Annotated in this window: 21 protein-coding genes; 14 read left to right on the top strand and 7 right to left on the bottom strand. The window is 45.0% G+C overall.

Annotated elements, in window-relative coordinates:
- Window positions 1–17 precede the first annotated feature (17 nt).
- From NWE95_10290 to NWE95_10275, 4 genes are read left to right on the top strand one after another with little or no spacing between them, the layout of a single operon-like run.
- On the top strand, window positions 18–908 hold the full coding sequence (locus NWE95_10290; GenBank protein ID MCW4004286.1) for an ABC transporter ATP-binding protein: 891 nt from the start codon (window positions 18–20) through the stop codon (window positions 906–908).
- A gap of 3 nt (window positions 909–911) precedes the next feature.
- Window positions 912–1,733, top strand: a complete 822-nt coding sequence (locus tag NWE95_10285; protein ID MCW4004285.1) for an ABC transporter permease — start codon at window positions 912–914, stop codon at window positions 1,731–1,733.
- Between the two features lie 47 nt (window positions 1,734–1,780).
- A complete protein-coding gene (locus NWE95_10280; protein ID MCW4004284.1) occupies window positions 1,781–2,311 on the top strand; it encodes a hypothetical protein in 531 nt (176 codons plus the stop codon).
- Window positions 2,308–2,850 (top strand): hypothetical protein, encoded by a 543-nt coding sequence (locus NWE95_10275; protein ID MCW4004283.1) that lies wholly within the window; start codon window positions 2,308–2,310, stop codon window positions 2,848–2,850. The genes NWE95_10280 and NWE95_10275 overlap by 4 nt, the downstream gene beginning before the upstream one ends.
- A gap of 18 nt (window positions 2,851–2,868) precedes the next feature.
- Here NWE95_10275 and NWE95_10270 read toward each other — a convergent pair whose 3' ends face one another.
- Complete coding sequence (locus NWE95_10270; protein ID MCW4004282.1) at window positions 2,869–3,327, bottom strand: hypothetical protein; 459 nt, start codon at window positions 3,325–3,327, stop codon at window positions 2,869–2,871.
- A gap of 115 nt (window positions 3,328–3,442) precedes the next feature.
- Here NWE95_10270 and NWE95_10265 point away from each other — a divergent pair, with 115 nt between their 5' ends.
- A complete protein-coding gene (locus NWE95_10265) occupies window positions 3,443–3,646 on the top strand; it encodes a hypothetical protein (GenBank protein MCW4004281.1) in 204 nt (67 codons plus the stop codon).
- Between the two features lie 215 nt (window positions 3,647–3,861).
- A complete protein-coding gene (locus NWE95_10260) occupies window positions 3,862–4,344 on the top strand; it encodes a winged helix-turn-helix domain-containing protein (GenBank protein ID MCW4004280.1) in 483 nt (160 codons plus the stop codon).
- A 190-nt stretch (window positions 4,345–4,534) separates the two neighbouring features.
- On the opposite strand, the gene NWE95_10255 is transcribed toward NWE95_10260, so the two are convergent.
- Window positions 4,535–5,314, bottom strand: a complete 780-nt coding sequence (locus NWE95_10255; protein ID MCW4004279.1) for an AAA family ATPase — start codon at window positions 5,312–5,314, stop codon at window positions 4,535–4,537.
- Window positions 5,315–5,776: 462 nt separating this feature from the next.
- Between NWE95_10255 and NWE95_10250 the strand changes: the two genes are divergently transcribed.
- Together NWE95_10250 and NWE95_10245 are read left to right on the top strand one after the other, a co-directional pair.
- Window positions 5,777–6,814 carry a M42 family metallopeptidase gene (locus tag NWE95_10250; protein ID MCW4004278.1) on the top strand — a complete coding sequence of 346 codons (1,038 nt, stop codon included), beginning with the start codon at window positions 5,777–5,779 and terminating at the stop codon, window positions 6,812–6,814.
- A gap of 26 nt (window positions 6,815–6,840) precedes the next feature.
- Window positions 6,841–7,290: an archease gene (locus NWE95_10245; protein MCW4004277.1), complete on the top strand. Its 450-nt coding sequence runs from the start codon at window positions 6,841–6,843 to the stop codon at window positions 7,288–7,290.
- On the opposite strand, the gene NWE95_10240 is transcribed toward NWE95_10245, so the two are convergent.
- A complete protein-coding gene (locus NWE95_10240; protein MCW4004276.1) occupies window positions 7,287–7,940 on the bottom strand; it encodes a nucleoside monophosphate kinase in 654 nt (217 codons plus the stop codon). The two genes, NWE95_10245 and NWE95_10240, sit on opposite strands and share 4 nt — an antisense overlap.
- 161 nt (window positions 7,941–8,101) lie before the next feature.
- On the opposite strand from NWE95_10240, the gene NWE95_10235 reads away from it, so the two are divergent.
- The 3 genes from NWE95_10235 (at window position 8,102) to NWE95_10225 (ending at window position 11,869) form a co-directional block, all read left to right on the top strand.
- Entirely contained in the window at window positions 8,102–9,022 is a 921-nt protein-coding gene (locus NWE95_10235; GenBank protein ID MCW4004275.1) for an MBL fold metallo-hydrolase, read from the top strand.
- Window positions 9,023–9,133: 111 nt separating this feature from the next.
- Window positions 9,134–10,549: an RtcB family protein gene (locus NWE95_10230; GenBank protein MCW4004274.1), complete on the top strand. Its 1,416-nt coding sequence runs from the start codon at window positions 9,134–9,136 to the stop codon at window positions 10,547–10,549.
- A gap of 81 nt (window positions 10,550–10,630) precedes the next feature.
- A complete protein-coding gene (locus NWE95_10225) occupies window positions 10,631–11,869 on the top strand; it encodes an NAD(P)/FAD-dependent oxidoreductase (protein ID MCW4004273.1) in 1,239 nt (412 codons plus the stop codon).
- Window positions 11,870–11,882: 13 nt separating this feature from the next.
- On the opposite strand, the gene NWE95_10220 is transcribed toward NWE95_10225, so the two are convergent.
- Complete coding sequence (locus NWE95_10220) at window positions 11,883–12,452, bottom strand: Mov34/MPN/PAD-1 family protein (GenBank protein MCW4004272.1); 570 nt, start codon at window positions 12,450–12,452, stop codon at window positions 11,883–11,885.
- A gap of 97 nt (window positions 12,453–12,549) precedes the next feature.
- Here NWE95_10220 and pth2 point away from each other — a divergent pair, with 97 nt between their 5' ends.
- The 3 genes from pth2 to NWE95_10205 are packed head-to-tail and all read left to right on the top strand — an operon-like array spanning window position 12,550 to window position 14,908.
- On the top strand, window positions 12,550–12,912 hold the full coding sequence (gene pth2, locus NWE95_10215) for a peptidyl-tRNA hydrolase Pth2 (protein MCW4004271.1): 363 nt from the start codon (window positions 12,550–12,552) through the stop codon (window positions 12,910–12,912).
- Window positions 12,913–12,920: 8 nt separating this feature from the next.
- Complete coding sequence (gene truD / locus NWE95_10210) at window positions 12,921–14,294, top strand: tRNA pseudouridine(13) synthase TruD (protein ID MCW4004270.1); 1,374 nt, start codon at window positions 12,921–12,923, stop codon at window positions 14,292–14,294.
- 59 nt (window positions 14,295–14,353) lie between these two features.
- Entirely contained in the window at window positions 14,354–14,908 is a 555-nt protein-coding gene (locus NWE95_10205) for a PrsW family glutamic-type intramembrane protease (protein ID MCW4004269.1), read from the top strand.
- Here NWE95_10205 and NWE95_10200 read toward each other — a convergent pair.
- The 3 genes from NWE95_10200 to NWE95_10190 are packed head-to-tail and all read right to left on the bottom strand — an operon-like array spanning window position 14,905 to window position 16,295.
- Window positions 14,905–15,432, bottom strand: a complete 528-nt coding sequence (locus NWE95_10200; GenBank protein ID MCW4004268.1) for a nicotinamide-nucleotide adenylyltransferase — start codon at window positions 15,430–15,432, stop codon at window positions 14,905–14,907. The two genes, NWE95_10205 and NWE95_10200, sit on opposite strands and share 4 nt — an antisense overlap.
- Window positions 15,433–15,471: 39 nt before the next feature.
- Window positions 15,472–16,164, bottom strand: coding sequence for a methylated-DNA--[protein]-cysteine S-methyltransferase (locus tag NWE95_10195; GenBank protein MCW4004267.1), 693 nt, complete (start codon window positions 16,162–16,164; stop codon window positions 15,472–15,474).
- Window positions 16,143–16,295 (bottom strand): hypothetical protein, encoded by a 153-nt coding sequence (locus tag NWE95_10190; GenBank protein MCW4004266.1) that lies wholly within the window; start codon window positions 16,293–16,295, stop codon window positions 16,143–16,145. Before NWE95_10190 ends, NWE95_10195 begins: the two co-directional genes overlap by 22 nt.
- Window positions 16,296–16,361: the final 66 nt, after the last annotated feature.

Here is a 16,361-nt window from a genome sequence, read left to right as displayed (position 1 = left end):
TAGGCGTATTTGAAAATTTGACCAAACGTTTCAACAATACCGAAGCGTTAAGCGGTCTTAACTTTAAAGTATACAAAGGAATCAATGGCTTAATAGGACCAAACGGCGCAGGCAAAACAACCGCTATCAAGCTAAGCCTCGGTTTAATCAAGGCTAACGCAGGTAAAGCAGAGATGTTTGGGCTTGACTGCTGGAAACAATCGCTAAAAATTAGACAGCGAATAGGTATCTTGTATGAGAAAGTAGCATTCTACGATCACCTCACTGGGCTTGAGCATCTCAAGTTAATGGCTAAACTAAAAGGACTCGCAGACCCTCTTGGCGAAAGCAAGCAAGTTCTAAAGCTTGTTGAACTAGACAACGAAGCCCAGCATAGACGCATCAGAGGCTATTCAGCAGGTATGCGGCAGAGAATTGGACTTGCTCACGCACTTTTAGGTAAACCTGACCTTGTTATTCTTGACGAGCCTACCTCAAATCTTGATCCGTTAGGACGGGTACAGGTAATTGAGATAATAAATACGCTTAAAAAAGAAGGCTTTTCTTTTCTAATTTCAAGTCATATCTTGCCTGAACTAGAAAGAGTTTGCGAACATGTTGTTCTTATGCATAAAGGAAAGGCGATACGGCAGGGAACGCTAAAGCAGTTGCTTAGTGAAGTTACGTCTCAAGTCTTTGTGGTTAAAGTTCAGCCTGTAGCCCCTCTTGTTGAGTTACTAAAGGGTGAAGATTGTATCAAAGAGGTGTCGTTAGATGGTGGTAATGTGTTTGTAGTTGTAAAGGATGCTACAGAATTTAAGTTGCGTTTGCCTGCGCTTGTAGCTCAAACTAACGCATCTCTTGAGGAGGTTAAGGCTACAGGAAATGATTTAGAGTCCTTGTTTAGGGTGGCTGTTAAAGGAGGCTAATTTATGAACCTGACATTTTTTAAAACAGACATAGAATTGTTTAGAGCTGAAATCCGAAAGGTTTGGGGTTTTCCAATTCTTGAATTAGCTGTAGGTTTAATCGCTTTAATATCTATCAGTAGCGTCCAAACAGTTCAACAGATAGTTATACAACCTGATTTCCAAGCGACGTTTGTTTCCGATATAGCAGAATCCCTTTCATCGGTTTTGAATCAACAAATATTATTTTTGGGCTTGCTATGCGGTATTTTAATTTCGTTATCCTTTGCAAGAGATTATGAACAGGGACTAATACAGACTTTGTTGTCTTCGCCTGTATCACGTTTTTCAATATTTATAGTCAAGTTTTTTGCGGTAGTGCTCCCTTTGGCACTTTTGGCTTGGGGAATTAACAGTTTAGTTATATTTTTGAACTATTACTCTGATGCTACCGCAACACTTACCATACTTGGGCTCATGGGTGAGGCTCTGCCGTTTATGCTTCTTATGTTCATGTTTTGCGGTGGATTGGCAACATTAGTTGCGTTGACGATAAGAAAAACGATTCCTTCCGCACTCGCCATTATGGCAATTACTTTTTTTGCTTGGTTCATAACCCAACTAAAGGCTGAAGCGATTGGGAGCCTAGCAGAGTACCTCGTTCTTACGCCATTCAAAGCGCCGTTGATATCGTTAGGTCGGATACTTGGTACACAATATCTACCAATGACGCTTGAGGCTACTTTGCCTGCGTGGAATTTTATTGTTTTAGCCATTGTTTACGCACTAATGTTTCTGATACCAATGTACTTGTATTTTACTAGGAGGTTTGAAGTACGCGAATAAACTTTACCCGTTTAGGCATATGTATTCTAATCGCAGGTGCAGTTCTATTGATGAATTCCTCATCAGAACATGTAACAGCCAGTAGCATTTATGGAAGCGGCGAAGTTGACGTTAATGCAACCACATGCACCATTATCCTAATCGGACCAGTAGGACCGGGGAACCTGACTGTTGGATTAGCCAGAGCAGAGAACAGTCGAAGTAGTGCGCCTGAGGGATTATTTCCTAATGCATATGTTGTACCTGCGCACGTTCAAGTGGTAGACACAACAAATCAAACTATAGTCGAAAAAGATGTCATCACTCCCCATTATTTTCCAGTGAATTTTACAACCCGTGGTCAATACAAAGTCTACTTGACAAACACTGGGAACGAGTCAAGCCCAATCCCAGTAGGGCTACAGTTTGAAGAAGGCAACCCGCAAAACATAGAGAAGGACAAGCACCAACTTAGCATCGTACTAATTGGAGCAGGAATCGCATTAATGTGCATAGGCTTAATCGTCAAACTGCTACCTAAGAAAGGTAACATGACTTCTAGAGGCATAAAGAAACAAGTTAAGGAAGCGAAACCATGAAGGTAAAGAAAACATTGGAGATGCGTCTTCGTGGTTGGCTCCCAAAAGAAACCAATATTGCACATGCCAACAAATCATTAAAGCCTCGCTGGCGAAAACCCGCTTGGATTGCTCTTACACTGGTGACCATCATTGTTCTTTCAAGCGCCGTCTTTGTCGGTGCACAAACACTCATACGCTATAGTAATCCACAGGCAGATGTTACTGCTAGCTATTTTGAAAAGACCTTGAACTGCACCAAAGCAAGCGTTGGGGATGTTGTCGAGGTAAAAGTGTCATTATATTGGCATGGCTATATCATACCAGAGTTTAAACGGCAAGCTGAAATCATCGACGCCTACCCTGAAAATATCTTTGAACTTGTTGATGGAAACAACACTTACCAATACAGTGGTTATGGAGGAGGCAACGAGTTCAAATATTCACTAAAAGTCATCAGCAACGCTACAGTTTCTACAGAGTTGCCTAAGCCAAGACTCTATTTAGACAATGTAGAAATACCTCTTGATGGTCAAAGCGCTAATTTGGAATTTATGTAGCATTATCGCATTTTGCCATTAACTTAACTCTTTTGCCATCGCCTTTGCCAAGAGCTTCCATAAAGCTGCATCCTCTTTGCATAGTTGCTTGGCAAGCAATCGGGCATCGGCGTTTTCTGTGTATTCTAAGTGGTTAGCGTAAAAATCCAAAACTGAAGCGCCTCTTCCCTTCGGCGAAATAACGTAGAGGAATTGGGAGTGCCTGTTTGGTCCTGACAAGTGCGTTGAAACCCAAGTCAGCTGTTCTGGGTAGAGTTGCACAAGCTTTTGCTTTTCCACCGTTCCCGTCGGCAAGTGAAAAGTGTCTCTTAGAATTAGGGTAGTTTCAGCTATTGGGATTACTTGGCGAGAAGAGTTCTCTTCACCGCCCATCAACTTTGGGTCTTCTGAGTCAAAGCTTGTACACCAGTCAAAAGCCTTTTTGGCAGGGCTTGAGAAATGCTGGCTGAAATGATACCTAACCAGTACAGGCTTCATGGCAACCAATTCCTCATTGTGAAAAGTGATTATATTACATTTTTGCTATCAACACATCGCTAAATTAAGAACTGTTAAATGTGAATACGTAGTTGTGTAAGGTGGGTGAAATCGATTGGTTAATGTGGTTGCCATCTTAGGAGGCTTAATCGTGGTTGCGCTGGGGATTTTGGCTGGTGTATACATTGTTTTTGAAAAGCGACGTGGCAACCTCCTGTTTAGCCCCCTCTCGCTTAAATCAAACGTGACTGGGAATCTCCCGTTTGGCTTGGTCATCATAGGTGCCGTAATTGTTGCCGCTGGCTTTCTGACACCTTAACCTTAGTGGCTGAAAAGAAAAACCATGGTGGGAGAGTAAGCTTTACACTCACGTCTTAACTGCCAACTTGTCACTTATTTAGTGGAATGAGGACAGAGCACACAAGATTTTCTACAATTTAATACTTTCAGCTATCAAACGTCTGTGAACTGTCTAGTCTACAAAAGAGGCATTAAATAGTAAAGTAAGCAGTTACATTTTGAGGAGCCAGTCACATGGAAAATGCAGAAGAAGAGATGAAACGCACCGAAGTTTTTGATGCTCTAAGTCACCCTACACGCATAACTATTCTAAAAGCTTTAGACGAAGAAGTGATGGGCTTTGCCGAGTTAAAGAAAAAAGTAAAAATCGAGAGCAATGGTCACCTTCAACATCATCTAAGCAAACTTAACGGATTAATAAAAACAGACGTTAACGGAAAATACGGTCTTTCCGACCAAGGCAAAGACGCTCTGCTCGCCATACAAACTGTTGAGAACATGGCTGGAGGAACAAAGAGGAAGGGAAAACGCGTGAACATTCTATGGCTTGCAACTACTCTTATAGCGGGTTCTTTGATTGCAACACTCTCGGACATTACTAAACAGACCCCTTGGCTTGTTCTTTACATAGGTGTTGTCTTAGCGTGGATTTTGCTGCTCACCGCAATGGCAACAACACAGGTCAAGGGCGACACAAGAAAAGAAGCCGCAAAATAACCGTTTTCAGGCAGTAGGCTTATTCAACATTGCCTCAAGCCGCTTTCTCGGCGGCACCGCTTGTGCGGCGTGCACAACCAGTCTGCAACCCGAAAAGCAAACAGAAACCAAAAAACAACGTTTTACGCAATCCATAGCTTGTTGTTGTAAGAGGGAAGGAGGTCACACACAACAACAACCAAAAAACAAGTCATGCTGTCTTCTTTAACAAAAGCTCACATATACCATCTATGACCTTAACCGCCTCAATCTCCTTATTCAATAGCGGAGTTTTGCCCAACATATCAGACTCCGTAACTTTAGCATCAAAGGGCACAAAATCAAGAAGCACCAAACCATTCTTGTCAGCATAACTCTTTATTGCCTCTTTCTGCTCAGCGTTCATAACACGGTTACCAACAAGATACAACTGCTTCATCCCAGCCGCTGAAGCCAAATCATGAATATGCTTAGCAATCTCAAGCGACTTCAAGTTAGAATCAGCAACGATAAGCAACACATCCACCTGCCTTGCGGTTCCTCTGCCAATATGTTCCACACCAGCCTCAAGATCCAAAACAACCGCTTCATCACGCTCAACCACAAGGTGCCTAAGCAAAGCACGAATAACAGCTGTTGGCGCGCACATGCATCCCGCACCCATCGACCGCACAGTCCCCATGACAATCAAATTCACACCAAGCGGCGTAGCAACAGCATAATCCTTGACAATGTCATCAACCCTAAAATTTAGATTGTAAACGCCACTGTAACCCGTGCTGGTCTTAGATTCCACAAGCTCCTTATTCTCAGAAATAGGCACAATCTTGCGTGCTTCCTCAGCGGTTAAACCTAAAGTTAAAGCTAAATTCGGAGAAGAATCAGCATCAATAGCGATGGTCTTATAATTGCGTTCAGCAAAGCCACGGGCTAAACCGCCAGCAATGAGGGTTTTGCCAACTCCGCCTTTACCAGAAACTGCAACCTTCATAACAATCACAAACTAAGAACAATTCAGTTGCCCAATTAATTTACGTTTCCGCCAGAAAACACAATAAACGATAGCAAACTTGTCAATCAATGTTTGGAGCGCAAAAACCTATAGGGGGTAGGTGCTGTTGGCGGTTTTTCAAGCCATTGGCATTGGTTTTTTACTGCGACCATACGCTACTACGACCATTACTGCACATTTGCCCCTTAGGTTGGTCGTAGTAAACCCGCCAAGTTCCATAAGCCCGCCTTCTGGATGGTCGTAGTAAAGCGCACAAAACCCCTCAACAAACTCGCTTTATATAGGGGGATAGGGTCTATCGGCAGAGTAACAAAACTTCTGTTAACACAGCGCCTATTTGCAATATAAATAAAGGGAGCTACAGAAAGAAGGCACCACAATCATTTAATAATCAAGCCATCAAAATCTAGCCACACAGCAAAGAAGGCAAACTAATTGTCCATAAACGAGAACTTAGAAAAACTCTCAAACGCCTGCGGCGTAACAGGCAGAGAAAACCAAGTTAGGGAACTGATGATTAAACTTCTCAAACCATACACTGACGAAATTCTAGTGGATAAGCTAGAAAACGTAATAGCCATCAAAAAAGGCAAACCAAAAGCGCCAAAAATCATGCTTGCAGCCCACATGGATGAAATCGGCTTAATGGTTAAAGCCATAACAAAAGAAGGCTTCATAAAATTCGCAAAAATCGGCGGCATCGACGACCACATCCTTCAAGCCCAAAAAGTAAAAATCCACACTAAAGATGGCAATTGCACAGGAGTAATAAGTTCAAAACCACCACACCTGCAAAAAGAGGAGGAACGCAAAAAAGTCATCACGTTTGACGAACTCTTCATCGATATCGGAGCAGAAAGCAAAGAAGACGCAGCCAACAAAGGCGTAGCAATCGGCGACACAATAAGCTTCGACATTAAGTATGAAAATCTAGGCAAAGGCATCGCTGTCGGCAAGGCATTCGATAACCGAGCAGGATGCGCCACCATGATTGAAACCTTAAAACTCATCCAAAAGACCGATTACACCATCTGTGCTGTTGGCACAGTTCAAGAAGAAGTTGGTTTACGGGGAGCAGCAACAGCAGCGTTCGGTGTAGACCCCGACTTAGCATTAGCCCTAGATGTAACCACCACTGGCGATGTCCCAGGAATAAAAGAAACTGATACCAGCATCAAAATGGGCAAAGGACCAGCGCTAACAATTTCTGACGCTGGATTAATCACGCCGCCAAAAATTTTACGCTGGCTAACCCAAACTGCTGAACAAGAAAAAATCCCCTTCCAACTAGAAGCAGGCTTACCTGGCAGCACTGACGCAGCAAGAATCTTCTTATCACGAGAAGGAATTCCAAGCGGAGTAGTCTCAATCCCAACGCGGTACATCCACAGCCCAGTTGGTATGCTAAACTTACAAGACATAGAAAACGCGGCAAAACTCACAGCAGTAGCCAGCCAAAAAGTGACAGATTACTTCTAGCTTTGAAAAAATAAGGCGAGTTAGACATGACTAAACCCGACAAATTCGCAGGAAAATTTGAGTTTCTAGAGCACACAGCAGACGTTTACATCCGAGCGCACGGAGCAACCATGCAGGAAGCCTACGAGAACGCTGCTCTTGCCATGTTTGAAACCATGACAGACACCAGCAAGGTTGCGCAAACCCAAGAAGAAACCGTTGAGGCTGAAGCTGAAGACCAATATGCAATTCTCTATAACTGGCTAGAAGCATTACTCGTAAAGTTTGAAACCGAGAACATGCTTTACTCCAAATTTCAAATCACCGATTGGCAAGAAACAAACGAAGGCTTCAAAATTAAAGCGAAGGTTTGGGGCGAAAAATTTAACCCGCAAAAGCATGCGCAGAAGGTTGCTGTTAAAGCAGTAACTTATCATCGCATGGTTATAATTGAGGAACCTGACAGGGTTCTGTTAGAGTTTATTTTAGACATTTAGACTATACTTAGCTTTTTTAGTTCAATTATCATTTGTTCAACTACGGTTTCTGGTGGTGTTTCTAGTGATGTTGTTGTGGATACTATGACAGGTATGTTTTTCTCCTTAAAATATTGCAGAATCGGCAGGGTTTGTTGTTTGAAAACTTGTAGCCGTTGCTTTATAACTTCAGGAGTATCATCAGTCCTTTGGTATAGTTCTCCGCCGCATTTGTCGCAGATGCCTTCCACTTTAGGCTTCAGGAAGCGGATGTTGTAGATGGTACTGCAGTTTCGGCAGATTCTTCGGGTTGATGAGCGTTCGATAATTATCCAGTCAGGGACATCTAGTAGTAGTATGACGTCGATTTTTGTTATTGTTTCCAAGGTTTCTGCTTGCTTTAGGGTGCGGGGATAGCCGTCCATCAAGAAACCTTTGTTTTGGGGCAGTTTGGCTAAGCGTTGTTTTAGTGTTTCTATGACTATATCGTCGGGAACAAGCAACCCTTTCTCAACGTAACTCTTAACCTTCTTACCTAGTTCGGTGTCTTGTTTTAGGATTTCGCGGAACATATCACCCATAACTATAACTTCTATGCCTAGCTTTGCTTGAAGTCTAGATGCGTATGTGCCTTTTCCTGAACCGGGTGCACCAAATATAATCGCCCTCAACACCAATTATCTCCCTACAGTCTTCATCATAGAAACATTGAATAATTAAATTTTTGTTCAGCCCCAATCAAGTTAGCTAAAACAGGATTCCATCAACTATTCGTACACCAAATAGGAAATATTTATGCCTCAATTACTTCACATCGGTGTTAGTGAAAAATATGCATACAACCCGAATTGGAAGAAATCTCTACCAAGTTGAACTCGACACTGGCGGCATTAAGCAGCTTATATGTAGCTACATCATAGCTGGCTCCAAACCTATGCTTGTTGAGTCAGGACCAACAAACTCTGTGCCTAACCTCCTCTTGGGCATACAGGAAATAGGAATAAAACCTGAAGCTATCGAGTACGTTGCGGTTACGCATGTGCATTTAGACCACGGCGGCGGCGCAGGAACCCTACTAAAACAGCTACCTAACGCTAAAGTTCTTGTTCACCCACGCGGCATGCCACACCTAATTGACCCTGAACGGCTTTGGCCATCCTCACAAACTGTTCTTGGGTTTGTCAGCGAAATTTTTGGCAAACCTGAACCAGTGCCAAAAGACCGCATAATTCCGTTGACTAAGGGGGCTTTCGATTTGGGCGATGGCGGCAAACTCACAGTTCTGGAAACGTTGGGTCATGCGTCGCATAATTTGAGCTTTCACGAATCATTCAACAACGGCATTTTCCCAGGCGACGCTGCGGGCACGTACCTTGCCAAATACGACGTGGTGGTTCCAACCACTCCGCCGCCGTTTTATCTTGATTCAGCTTTGGCTTCTTTGGATAAACTAATCAGCCTCAAGCCTACGGCGCTTTACTTTAGTCATTTCGGGAAAGCTACAGATGCAGTAAAACGGCTCAAAGACTACAAGGTGCAGCTTCAGTTATGGGCTGATGTTGCCGAGCAAGGAGTTCGAGAAAACTGGAGTCTAGAAAAAACTCGTGATGCAATCATCGCCAAAGACCCTGTTATGGGCAGAATAGCAAACTATGTAAAAAATCACCGCATCTACTCAAAGACAGTACTGGAAAACTGCGTGAGAGGCTTCATTGAATACGCCAAACAAAAGCAGACAAGGGAGACTTCATAAACATTTTATAGTCTCCGTCAACTTTGTTTTGGAAAGGTGAAAAGAGTTTTGGGCGAAAGTGAAAGCCGAGCTGCTCCCGAGAAAGTTCCGCTAGAGAAAGTTAACGATTACATGTGGCAGATTCCCAAATACAAGTCTGCGATGCGTGTGCCAGGCATGGTTTTTGCCAACGAGGCACTCTTGGATAAAATGAAGACGGACCGCACGTTGTGGCAGTGCTCAAATGTCGCGCAACTACCAGGCATCTACAAGCATGCAATAACTTTGCCTGATGGGCATGAAGGTTATGGGTTTCCCATCGGCGGAGTTGCCGCAACCGACTATGAGAACGGCGTTATTAGTCCTGGCGGTGTCGGCTACGATATTAACTGTGGCGTTCGCCTACTAGCAACTACACTCTCCGAAAAAGACATCAGACCTAAGCTTGCGCCGTTGGCGGAAACAATTTTCCGTAACGTGCCCTCTGGCCTTGGAAGCCGACGCAAAGACCTATCCGTATCCAACCGTGACCTAGAAACGTTAGTCGTGGAGGGTGTGCAATGGCTTATCGACCGCGGTTTAGGCTGGGCTGAGGATGCGGCGCATTGCGAGGAAGGCGGGCGCATGGCTAACGCTAATCCTGACAAGGTTTCAAACACCGCTAAGAGTCGTGGGCTAACGCAGATTGGCACGTTGGGTTCAGGCAACCATTTTTTGGAAATCCAAAAGGTTGACAAAATTTTCAATGAGAAAACTGCTAAGGTTTTTGGGTTGACGCATGAAGGGCAGGTTACGGTTACTATTCATTGTGGTTCACGCGGCTATGGGCATCAGGTCTGTTCTGATTATCTTCGAGTGATGGAGCACGCGGTGCAGAAGTACAAGATCAGTTTGCCTGACCGCGAATTAGCTTGCGCACCCGGCAACAGCAGTGAAGCTAAAGATTACATTGAAGCGATGGCTTGTGCAGTGAATTATGCGTTTTGTAATCGGCAGGCGATTATGCATTGGGTGCGGCAGAGCTTCCAGCAGGTTTATCGTGAGGACCCTGAAAAGTTTGGTTTAAAGCTGGTTTATGATGTTGCTCACAACATTGCTAAGGCAGAAATGCACAAGGTTGACGGCGGGGAAAAGCGGGTTTGGGTTCACCGCAAAGGTGCGACGCGTGCTTTTCCAGCAGGGCATCCTGATATTCCCAAAGACTACCGCAGTGAAGGCCAACCTGTGTTGATTCCTGGAAGCATGGGCACGAGCTCTTGGGTTCTGGTTGGAACTGAGAAGGCTATGGATTTAACGTTTGGCTCCACGGCGCATGGCGCTGGCAGGATGATGAGCCGTTCAGCTGCGAAGCGTCAGTATTGGGGTGGCGACATTAAGGCGGGTTTGGAGAAGCGTGGGATTGTGGTTCGCGCTGCCAGCGCGTCGGTTTTGGCTGAGGAAGCTGATCCTGCATACAAGAATGTGGATGTGGTTGCTGAAGTCAGTGACAGGGTCGGGATTGCTACTAAAGTTGCGCGGCTTGTTCCAATAGCTGTTGTGAAGGGTTAAATTCGCTGAAATAGCGCAAGCTTTTTGCTCTGCCGATAGACCCTATCCCCTATATAAAGAACTTAGCATAAAGTTAGCATAATGATGAAAGCGAATAGGCAACAGCCGGTTGATGCAATAGTCATTGGAGCAGGCCCAGTTGGTTCCTACGTAGCGTTGCAATTGGCTAAGCTAGGCGTTAATGTCTTGGTTTTTGAGGAGCACCCAACTGTCGGTGTTCCTTCGCATTGCGCTGGGCACATCAGCATAAGAAGCCTCAAAAACATGGGGCTGTATCCGCTTCCAGAGGGTATGGTGGAGAACACGTTTAGCGTAGCCAACTTTTACTCGCCTGCAGGCACCAAGTTCTCGCTACATCTTTCACGCCCAGTCACCGCCGCAGTTAACAGGGCTATGTTTGACCAGTACTTGGCGAAGCAGGCGGAGGCGGCTGGGGCAAGTTTATCTCTGAATTCTCGCGTGCAATCACTGGTGATTGAAAACGGCTTTGTCAGAGGCGTCGATGTTAATTTAGGTGGAACTAAAGAGCGAATAACTTCTAAAATTGTTTTAGACGCTGAAGGAATCTCTTCAAGGCTTCTAAGACAAACGGGCTTAACAGCGCTCAAAGCAAACGGGTTACTTTATGCGGTGGAGGCTGATGCAGAAAATGTTCAAGACTTTGAGCAGGATGCTGTCAGCGTGTTTTTCGGCAAATCTTATGCGCCTGGCTTTTACGGTTGGCTCATCCCACGGCGTGATGGCACTGCAAAAGTGGGGTTGGCAACCAACAATGGCAACCCGCAGGAGTTTCTCAATCGGCTCATGTTTAAGCATCCCATAGCCTCCAAAATGTTGTCTAAGTCAAAGATTACTAAAATAAACTATCATGCCATCAGCTTGGGCGGTCCAATCGAAAGGATTTACGCTAATGGGTTTTTAGCTGTCGGCGACTGTGCTTCGCAGGTTAAGCCGACCACGGGCGGCGGAGTTATTTTTGGGTTAACTTGCGCCAAACTGGCGGCGGAAGTTGCAAGTCAAGCGCTCAAACAGGGTGATGTTTCAGCAGATTTCTTGCGGGTTTACCAGCAACGTTGCGATGAGCTATACAGGTTTGATTTCCGTGTCATGCTTAGGCTGAGACGTTTTCTAAACTCTCTTTCTGATGATAAGTTAGATGAAATGCTAAGGTACTGCGGCAAGCTGGGCGTTGACAGAGCACTCAGCAATGCTGACGAGATTGATTTTCAGGGAAGACTTTTGCTTGAGGTATTATGGAAGCCTTCAGTGCTGGCGACTCTAATGTATTTTGGCTTCGCCTATCTGTTTGCAAGCTCGTAAGAATACGGTTTGATTAGGGCACATAAACGCTTGCTTCCTTGAACACACCCGTAGCTGGGTCAAAACAGTAAGTTCCAGCCGTTATCGAGTAGCCCGCTAAGGGGTCTCTGATGCCGCGAATGGTGCAACGGATTTTTTTGCTGAAAAAATTGCAGTCAAAGCTTTGTTTTTGTTTGCGAGTGTATGTTTTGCTTTCTATATTCAGTATCATCTCTATCCAGTTTGAGACTTTTAGGTCTGCAACTTCTTGTTTTATGAAATTCTTGTCTTCTTCAGAAAGCTCCGCCACATTGTGGATGTGACTGTGATATTCTCCCACAATGTTGAAGCCCATGGATTTTATAGTATCAACTATTCGATGGTACGCACGTATGTTTTCAGGCTGCCAGAAGGATTTGCCGCTTTTGCAAGTTCTAATTTGGTAAGCAACGTCCACTGTTAGGCACGCAGTTCTTCCGCCGTTTATGAAACGGTTTTCTTCTTTGCCTATAAGGAATCCGCCGACTTCTTTGTGCGGTATTTCCAGACATGAAGTGATAAGGGCTACTAGGCAGTTCTCTGTGATGTATATGGGGCGCTCCATTTTCAAGCATCCATCACGGGTATCTGCTGGTTGTGCTAATTAGTTTTTTCTAAATGCTTAAAATCTTGGGCGCTAACCTATACGGTGGGACATCACTATGGGTGAGTTTGAGTATAAACAGGTGCTTGTGTTTCGTTCAGATTTAAAGATGGGTAAAGGCAAAATTGCAGCACAAGCAGGGCACGCAGCGATTTCCGCCGCTCAAGACGCGTTTGTTCATCATAAGAAGTGGTGGGACGCATGGATGTATGAGGGGCAACGCAAAATCGCGGTCAAGGTTGAGGGAGAAAAAGAGCTCTGTGAATTGGAGGAGGCTGCTGAAGATTTGGGTTTGCCGCACGCGTTGATTGTTGATAGAGGTTTAACACAGATTCCTGAGGGTACAATAACTTGCCTAGGAATTGGTCCTGCGCCAGCTGAAAAAATTGACCGTTTAACTGGCAAACTTAAGTTGTTGTAGGCGATTTTTTGTCTGCCCCCGAAATCGATAAGCTTCTTGGAATTGAGGCTTACGCAACCAAGACCAGCGGTGTTGGCGGTGCCATTCGGGAGGCGGTTGATGATTTTGTTGTTGAAGAAATTCTTGTCGACGGTTCTAAAGCCAACATCAATGGTATTTTGCCAAGCAAAGTTTTAGCATCCACCGCTCATAAGCAGAGGTTTCTGCTTTGTGTTTTGGTCAAGCGGAACTGGGACACCTTTGTCGCAGTCAAAAACGTTGCAAAGACATTGGGGGTTGAGCAGGGGCGCGTCCAGTTTGCAGGGATAAAAGATGCTAAGGCGGTTACTGCGCAGTTTATCACTCTGGAAAACGTTGCGATTGAGGATGCTAAGAAAATTAGCGTCAAAGACGTGGCGGTTTATCCTATCGGTTACCTTCGGGAACAGTTAGCGCTGTTTTATCTTTTGGGCAACCACTTCACCATAACAATAAAACACCTAAAAGAGCCGAAAGAAATTATTGAAAAACAAGTTGCCCAAACAATACACGAACTTGATGCTGTCAGCGGCATCCCAAACTTTTTTGGGCACCAACGCTTCGGCACCACACGCCCCATCACACACTTGGTTGGGAAAGCGCTGGCTCAAGGCGATTTTGAGGGCGCAACCATGCTTTTTTTGGCTAAACCAAGCGTACATGAGCATCCCGCTTCAAGGCAAGCGCGCCAAGAGCTAGCGGAGTCTGGCAATTTCAAGCAAGCAGTGGAGAATTTTCCCAAGCAGCTTCGTTTTGAGCGGCTAATGCTGAGTCATCTGGCTGAGAACCCCTCTGATTTTGTTGGCGCATTCAAACGGTTGCCCGTTAAGCTTTTGGCACTTTTTGTTCAAGCACACCAGTCATACTTGTTCAACCGTTTCCTAAGCGAACGCATCAACCATAAGTTGCCTCTAAATGAAGCTACGGTTGGAGATTTCGTGGTTGGGGTTGAGCGCTCAGGATTACCACTCACCAGCATGGTTAAAGTGGCAACGGCTGAAAACCTTAACGAAATTAACGCTCAAGTAAAGGCAGGAAGGTTGCGTGTGGCTCTCCCAGTTTTCGGCGTTAAACAGAAGCTTTCTGAGGGTGCCATGGGTGCGCTTGAAAAGGAAGTTTTATCGCAAGAAGGCGTGGAGCCAGACAAATTGCGGTTTAACACAGTGTCTAGAGTCGGCGGCAAGGGCGGTTTGAGAGTTGTCAGTGCTCCAATTAGAGATTTCAAGTTGCAAAGCGTTTCTGAAGGCACAAACGGCGAAGGCTGCCAAGCTAAACTTAGTTTCATGCTGCTTAGAGGCTGCTATGCAACAGTGCTTCTCAGAGAACTCATGAAGCCCTCTGATTTGATTGCGGCAGGCTTCTAATAGTTTGGCAACGCTGATAAGGAAGTACCTAGTTCATTGTTTACTGGAGCCTTATAATTATGGAGAATCAACGGCAATGCGTTATCCCCATTCATAAACCTGGCATAAAAGAACTAATCTTCTTCTTTTCCTCGGGAATATTGGTGAGCATTCCGTTTACGTTTTTCTTTTCCCAAATTTACGTTTACTTTCCAGCGTTCATATCGATTGTCATTTTTGCTCCCCTCATTGAAGAGCTAGCCAAAGTTTTCCCACTTTTCTATCGGCACGGTGAAACAGAACGTTCCATAGTAACTTTGGGTTTGCTGATTGGGTTAGGCTTTGGAATCGCTGAATTTGTCTTATACGTTTTCTTTTTAGATACGCCGTTCATAGCTAGAATTCCAGGGATAGTATTTCATACCTCAAGCACAGCCATAACCGCCTTTGGCATTGCCAAGAAAAACTTTCTGCCGTACTATTTTATCGCTGTGTTGCTTCATTTAGCTAACAACCTCTTTGCGGTCATAGATATTCCCTTTAGCCTTTTTGTTGTTTTACTAGTCATAATTACTGCGTATTACCTAGCTTGGAGATACTACCATCAAGCATCAAAAGAAAAAATAGTTGTTTAGGTCACCCTGTCAGTTCGCGCTAAATCCCTAACCCTGTTAACGCCATCTATCTCCAAAATGAACTCAGCCACGCTCTTGGGGACAAGTTTTTTCCAGCTGTCGCCCTCAGCCATTTTCTCCCTGATGATGGTGGACATGTAGACTCGCCTATCAAACAGGGGGATGTTTTTGACCTCGTAGCCTGCTTCCATGAAAAGCCTCCGCGTCAACGGCTCATTAGAATACAGGGTGTTGAATTTTGGCGTGTAACCTTCAACCGCGCTCACCCATAGCATGTGCAGATGCACGTCTGGAACTGGCACAACCCACAGCTTCGAATAATCCACTCCTGCCTCTAAAAGTGCTCGGCGAATCATAACCAACCTCTCCCCAGCGGTGAACGGGTTGTTGCTGTTGTGGCTGTACTGGGCACTGCCGATGACTATCACTAACTCGTCCACTTGGTCTAAAACATATTTTATGGCGTCAAGGTGCCCAATATGGAATGGCTGAAACCTGCCAACGTAGAGACCACGGTTAACCACGGTTTGCTCCTCAACCTTTGAGGTTGCGCTCGCCTGCTTTTATGATTTGCGTAACCACGCACACTGAGGAAATTTCCTTAGAACATATTCAACGGGAAAAATCTCAAGTTGCCCGCCGCCAACTTGAACCTCTTTTGGCGATGAATAGCCGCGCTTTTCTTTGCCTAAAAGTTCCAACTTTACTTTCAAGCCGCCGCCGTAACCGCCTAAGGTGAAATCTGACTTCACCACCCTGTGGCATGGCACTATGGGCATGAAAGGGTTAGACGCCATAACGTTCCCGACTGCTCTGGGTCCACCGCCCGCGGCTTTTGCGATTGCCCCGTAAGAAGTCACGTAACCGACTGGAATTTTTAATGCCGCCGCAAGCACTTTCTGGCTGTAAGCAGGTAAGCCATCCATTGCTAAAGCTACCTCTTCGCCTGCATCCTTACCGTCATAAATTTTCTTTAGAGTGGCGAGTACTTTTTTGGCGAAAGCTGAAGGGTCAACGAAAACTTGGAAGGGCTCATTATAGGGGATTCTGGGCAAGAGGCTACTTAGGGTGGCTTGCTGATTAGCGCTGAAACATGAGCCTACGATTGCTTTTTCTCGGAGAGCTACGCCGAACCATACCCCATCAATGTTTTGAGTATAGACGCCTATCATCTTGCTTTTCCCCTTGCAGTCATGTCTTGCAAAGATATGGCTGTTGTTAAAAGTTTCTGCGTTCAGTTTGTTTTTCGGGCGCATTCCATGCAAATCCCCACCAACTTAACATTCGTTACTGGTTGCTGGAAACCAAGCAGTCCTTTGGCAAGCGAGGTTACGTAACCGATGGGTTTTTTGCATTTCTGGCACCTCAACGGTTGAGAATCATTCATTGAAGGTCACCTTGTCAGGCTACAATGGTTATAAGTAACCTTAATAGATTGTCTTGTGTATATCAA

Source organism: Candidatus Bathyarchaeota archaeon, assembly GCA_026014725.1.
Taxonomy (GTDB): domain Archaea; phylum Thermoproteota; class Bathyarchaeia; order Bathyarchaeales; family Bathycorpusculaceae; genus Bathycorpusculum.
The sequence above is the reverse complement of the archived record's forward strand: the minus strand, read 5'-3'. Positions and strand labels throughout refer to the sequence as shown.

Excerpts from the sequence above, each read along its gene's own strand:
- NWE95_10285 (MCW4004285.1), top strand. The coding sequence starts at position 912 with ATGAACCTGACATTTTTTAAAACAGACATAGAATTGTTTAGAGCTGAA.
- NWE95_10275 (MCW4004283.1), top strand. The coding sequence starts at position 2,308 with ATGAAGGTAAAGAAAACATTGGAGATGCGTCTTCGTGGTTGGCTCCCA.
- NWE95_10270 (MCW4004282.1), bottom strand. The coding sequence starts at position 3,327 with ATGAAGCCTGTACTGGTTAGGTATCATTTCAGCCAGCATTTCTCAAGC.
- NWE95_10260 (MCW4004280.1), top strand. The coding sequence starts at position 3,862 with ATGGAAAATGCAGAAGAAGAGATGAAACGCACCGAAGTTTTTGATGCT.
- NWE95_10255 (MCW4004279.1), bottom strand. The coding sequence starts at position 5,314 with ATGAAGGTTGCAGTTTCTGGTAAAGGCGGAGTTGGCAAAACCCTCATT.
- NWE95_10245 (MCW4004277.1), top strand. The coding sequence starts at position 6,841 with ATGACTAAACCCGACAAATTCGCAGGAAAATTTGAGTTTCTAGAGCAC.
- NWE95_10235 (MCW4004275.1), top strand. The coding sequence starts at position 8,102 with ATGCATACAACCCGAATTGGAAGAAATCTCTACCAAGTTGAACTCGAC.
- NWE95_10230 (MCW4004274.1), top strand. The coding sequence starts at position 9,134 with ATGTGGCAGATTCCCAAATACAAGTCTGCGATGCGTGTGCCAGGCATG.
- NWE95_10225 (MCW4004273.1), top strand. The coding sequence starts at position 10,631 with ATGATGAAAGCGAATAGGCAACAGCCGGTTGATGCAATAGTCATTGGA.
- NWE95_10220 (MCW4004272.1), bottom strand. The coding sequence starts at position 12,452 with ATGGAGCGCCCCATATACATCACAGAGAACTGCCTAGTAGCCCTTATC.
- pth2 (MCW4004271.1), top strand. The coding sequence starts at position 12,550 with ATGGGTGAGTTTGAGTATAAACAGGTGCTTGTGTTTCGTTCAGATTTA.
- NWE95_10205 (MCW4004269.1), top strand. The coding sequence starts at position 14,354 with ATGGAGAATCAACGGCAATGCGTTATCCCCATTCATAAACCTGGCATA.
- NWE95_10195 (MCW4004267.1), bottom strand. The coding sequence starts at position 16,164 with ATGCGCCCGAAAAACAAACTGAACGCAGAAACTTTTAACAACAGCCAT.
- NWE95_10190 (MCW4004266.1), bottom strand. The coding sequence starts at position 16,295 with ATGAATGATTCTCAACCGTTGAGGTGCCAGAAATGCAAAAAACCCATC.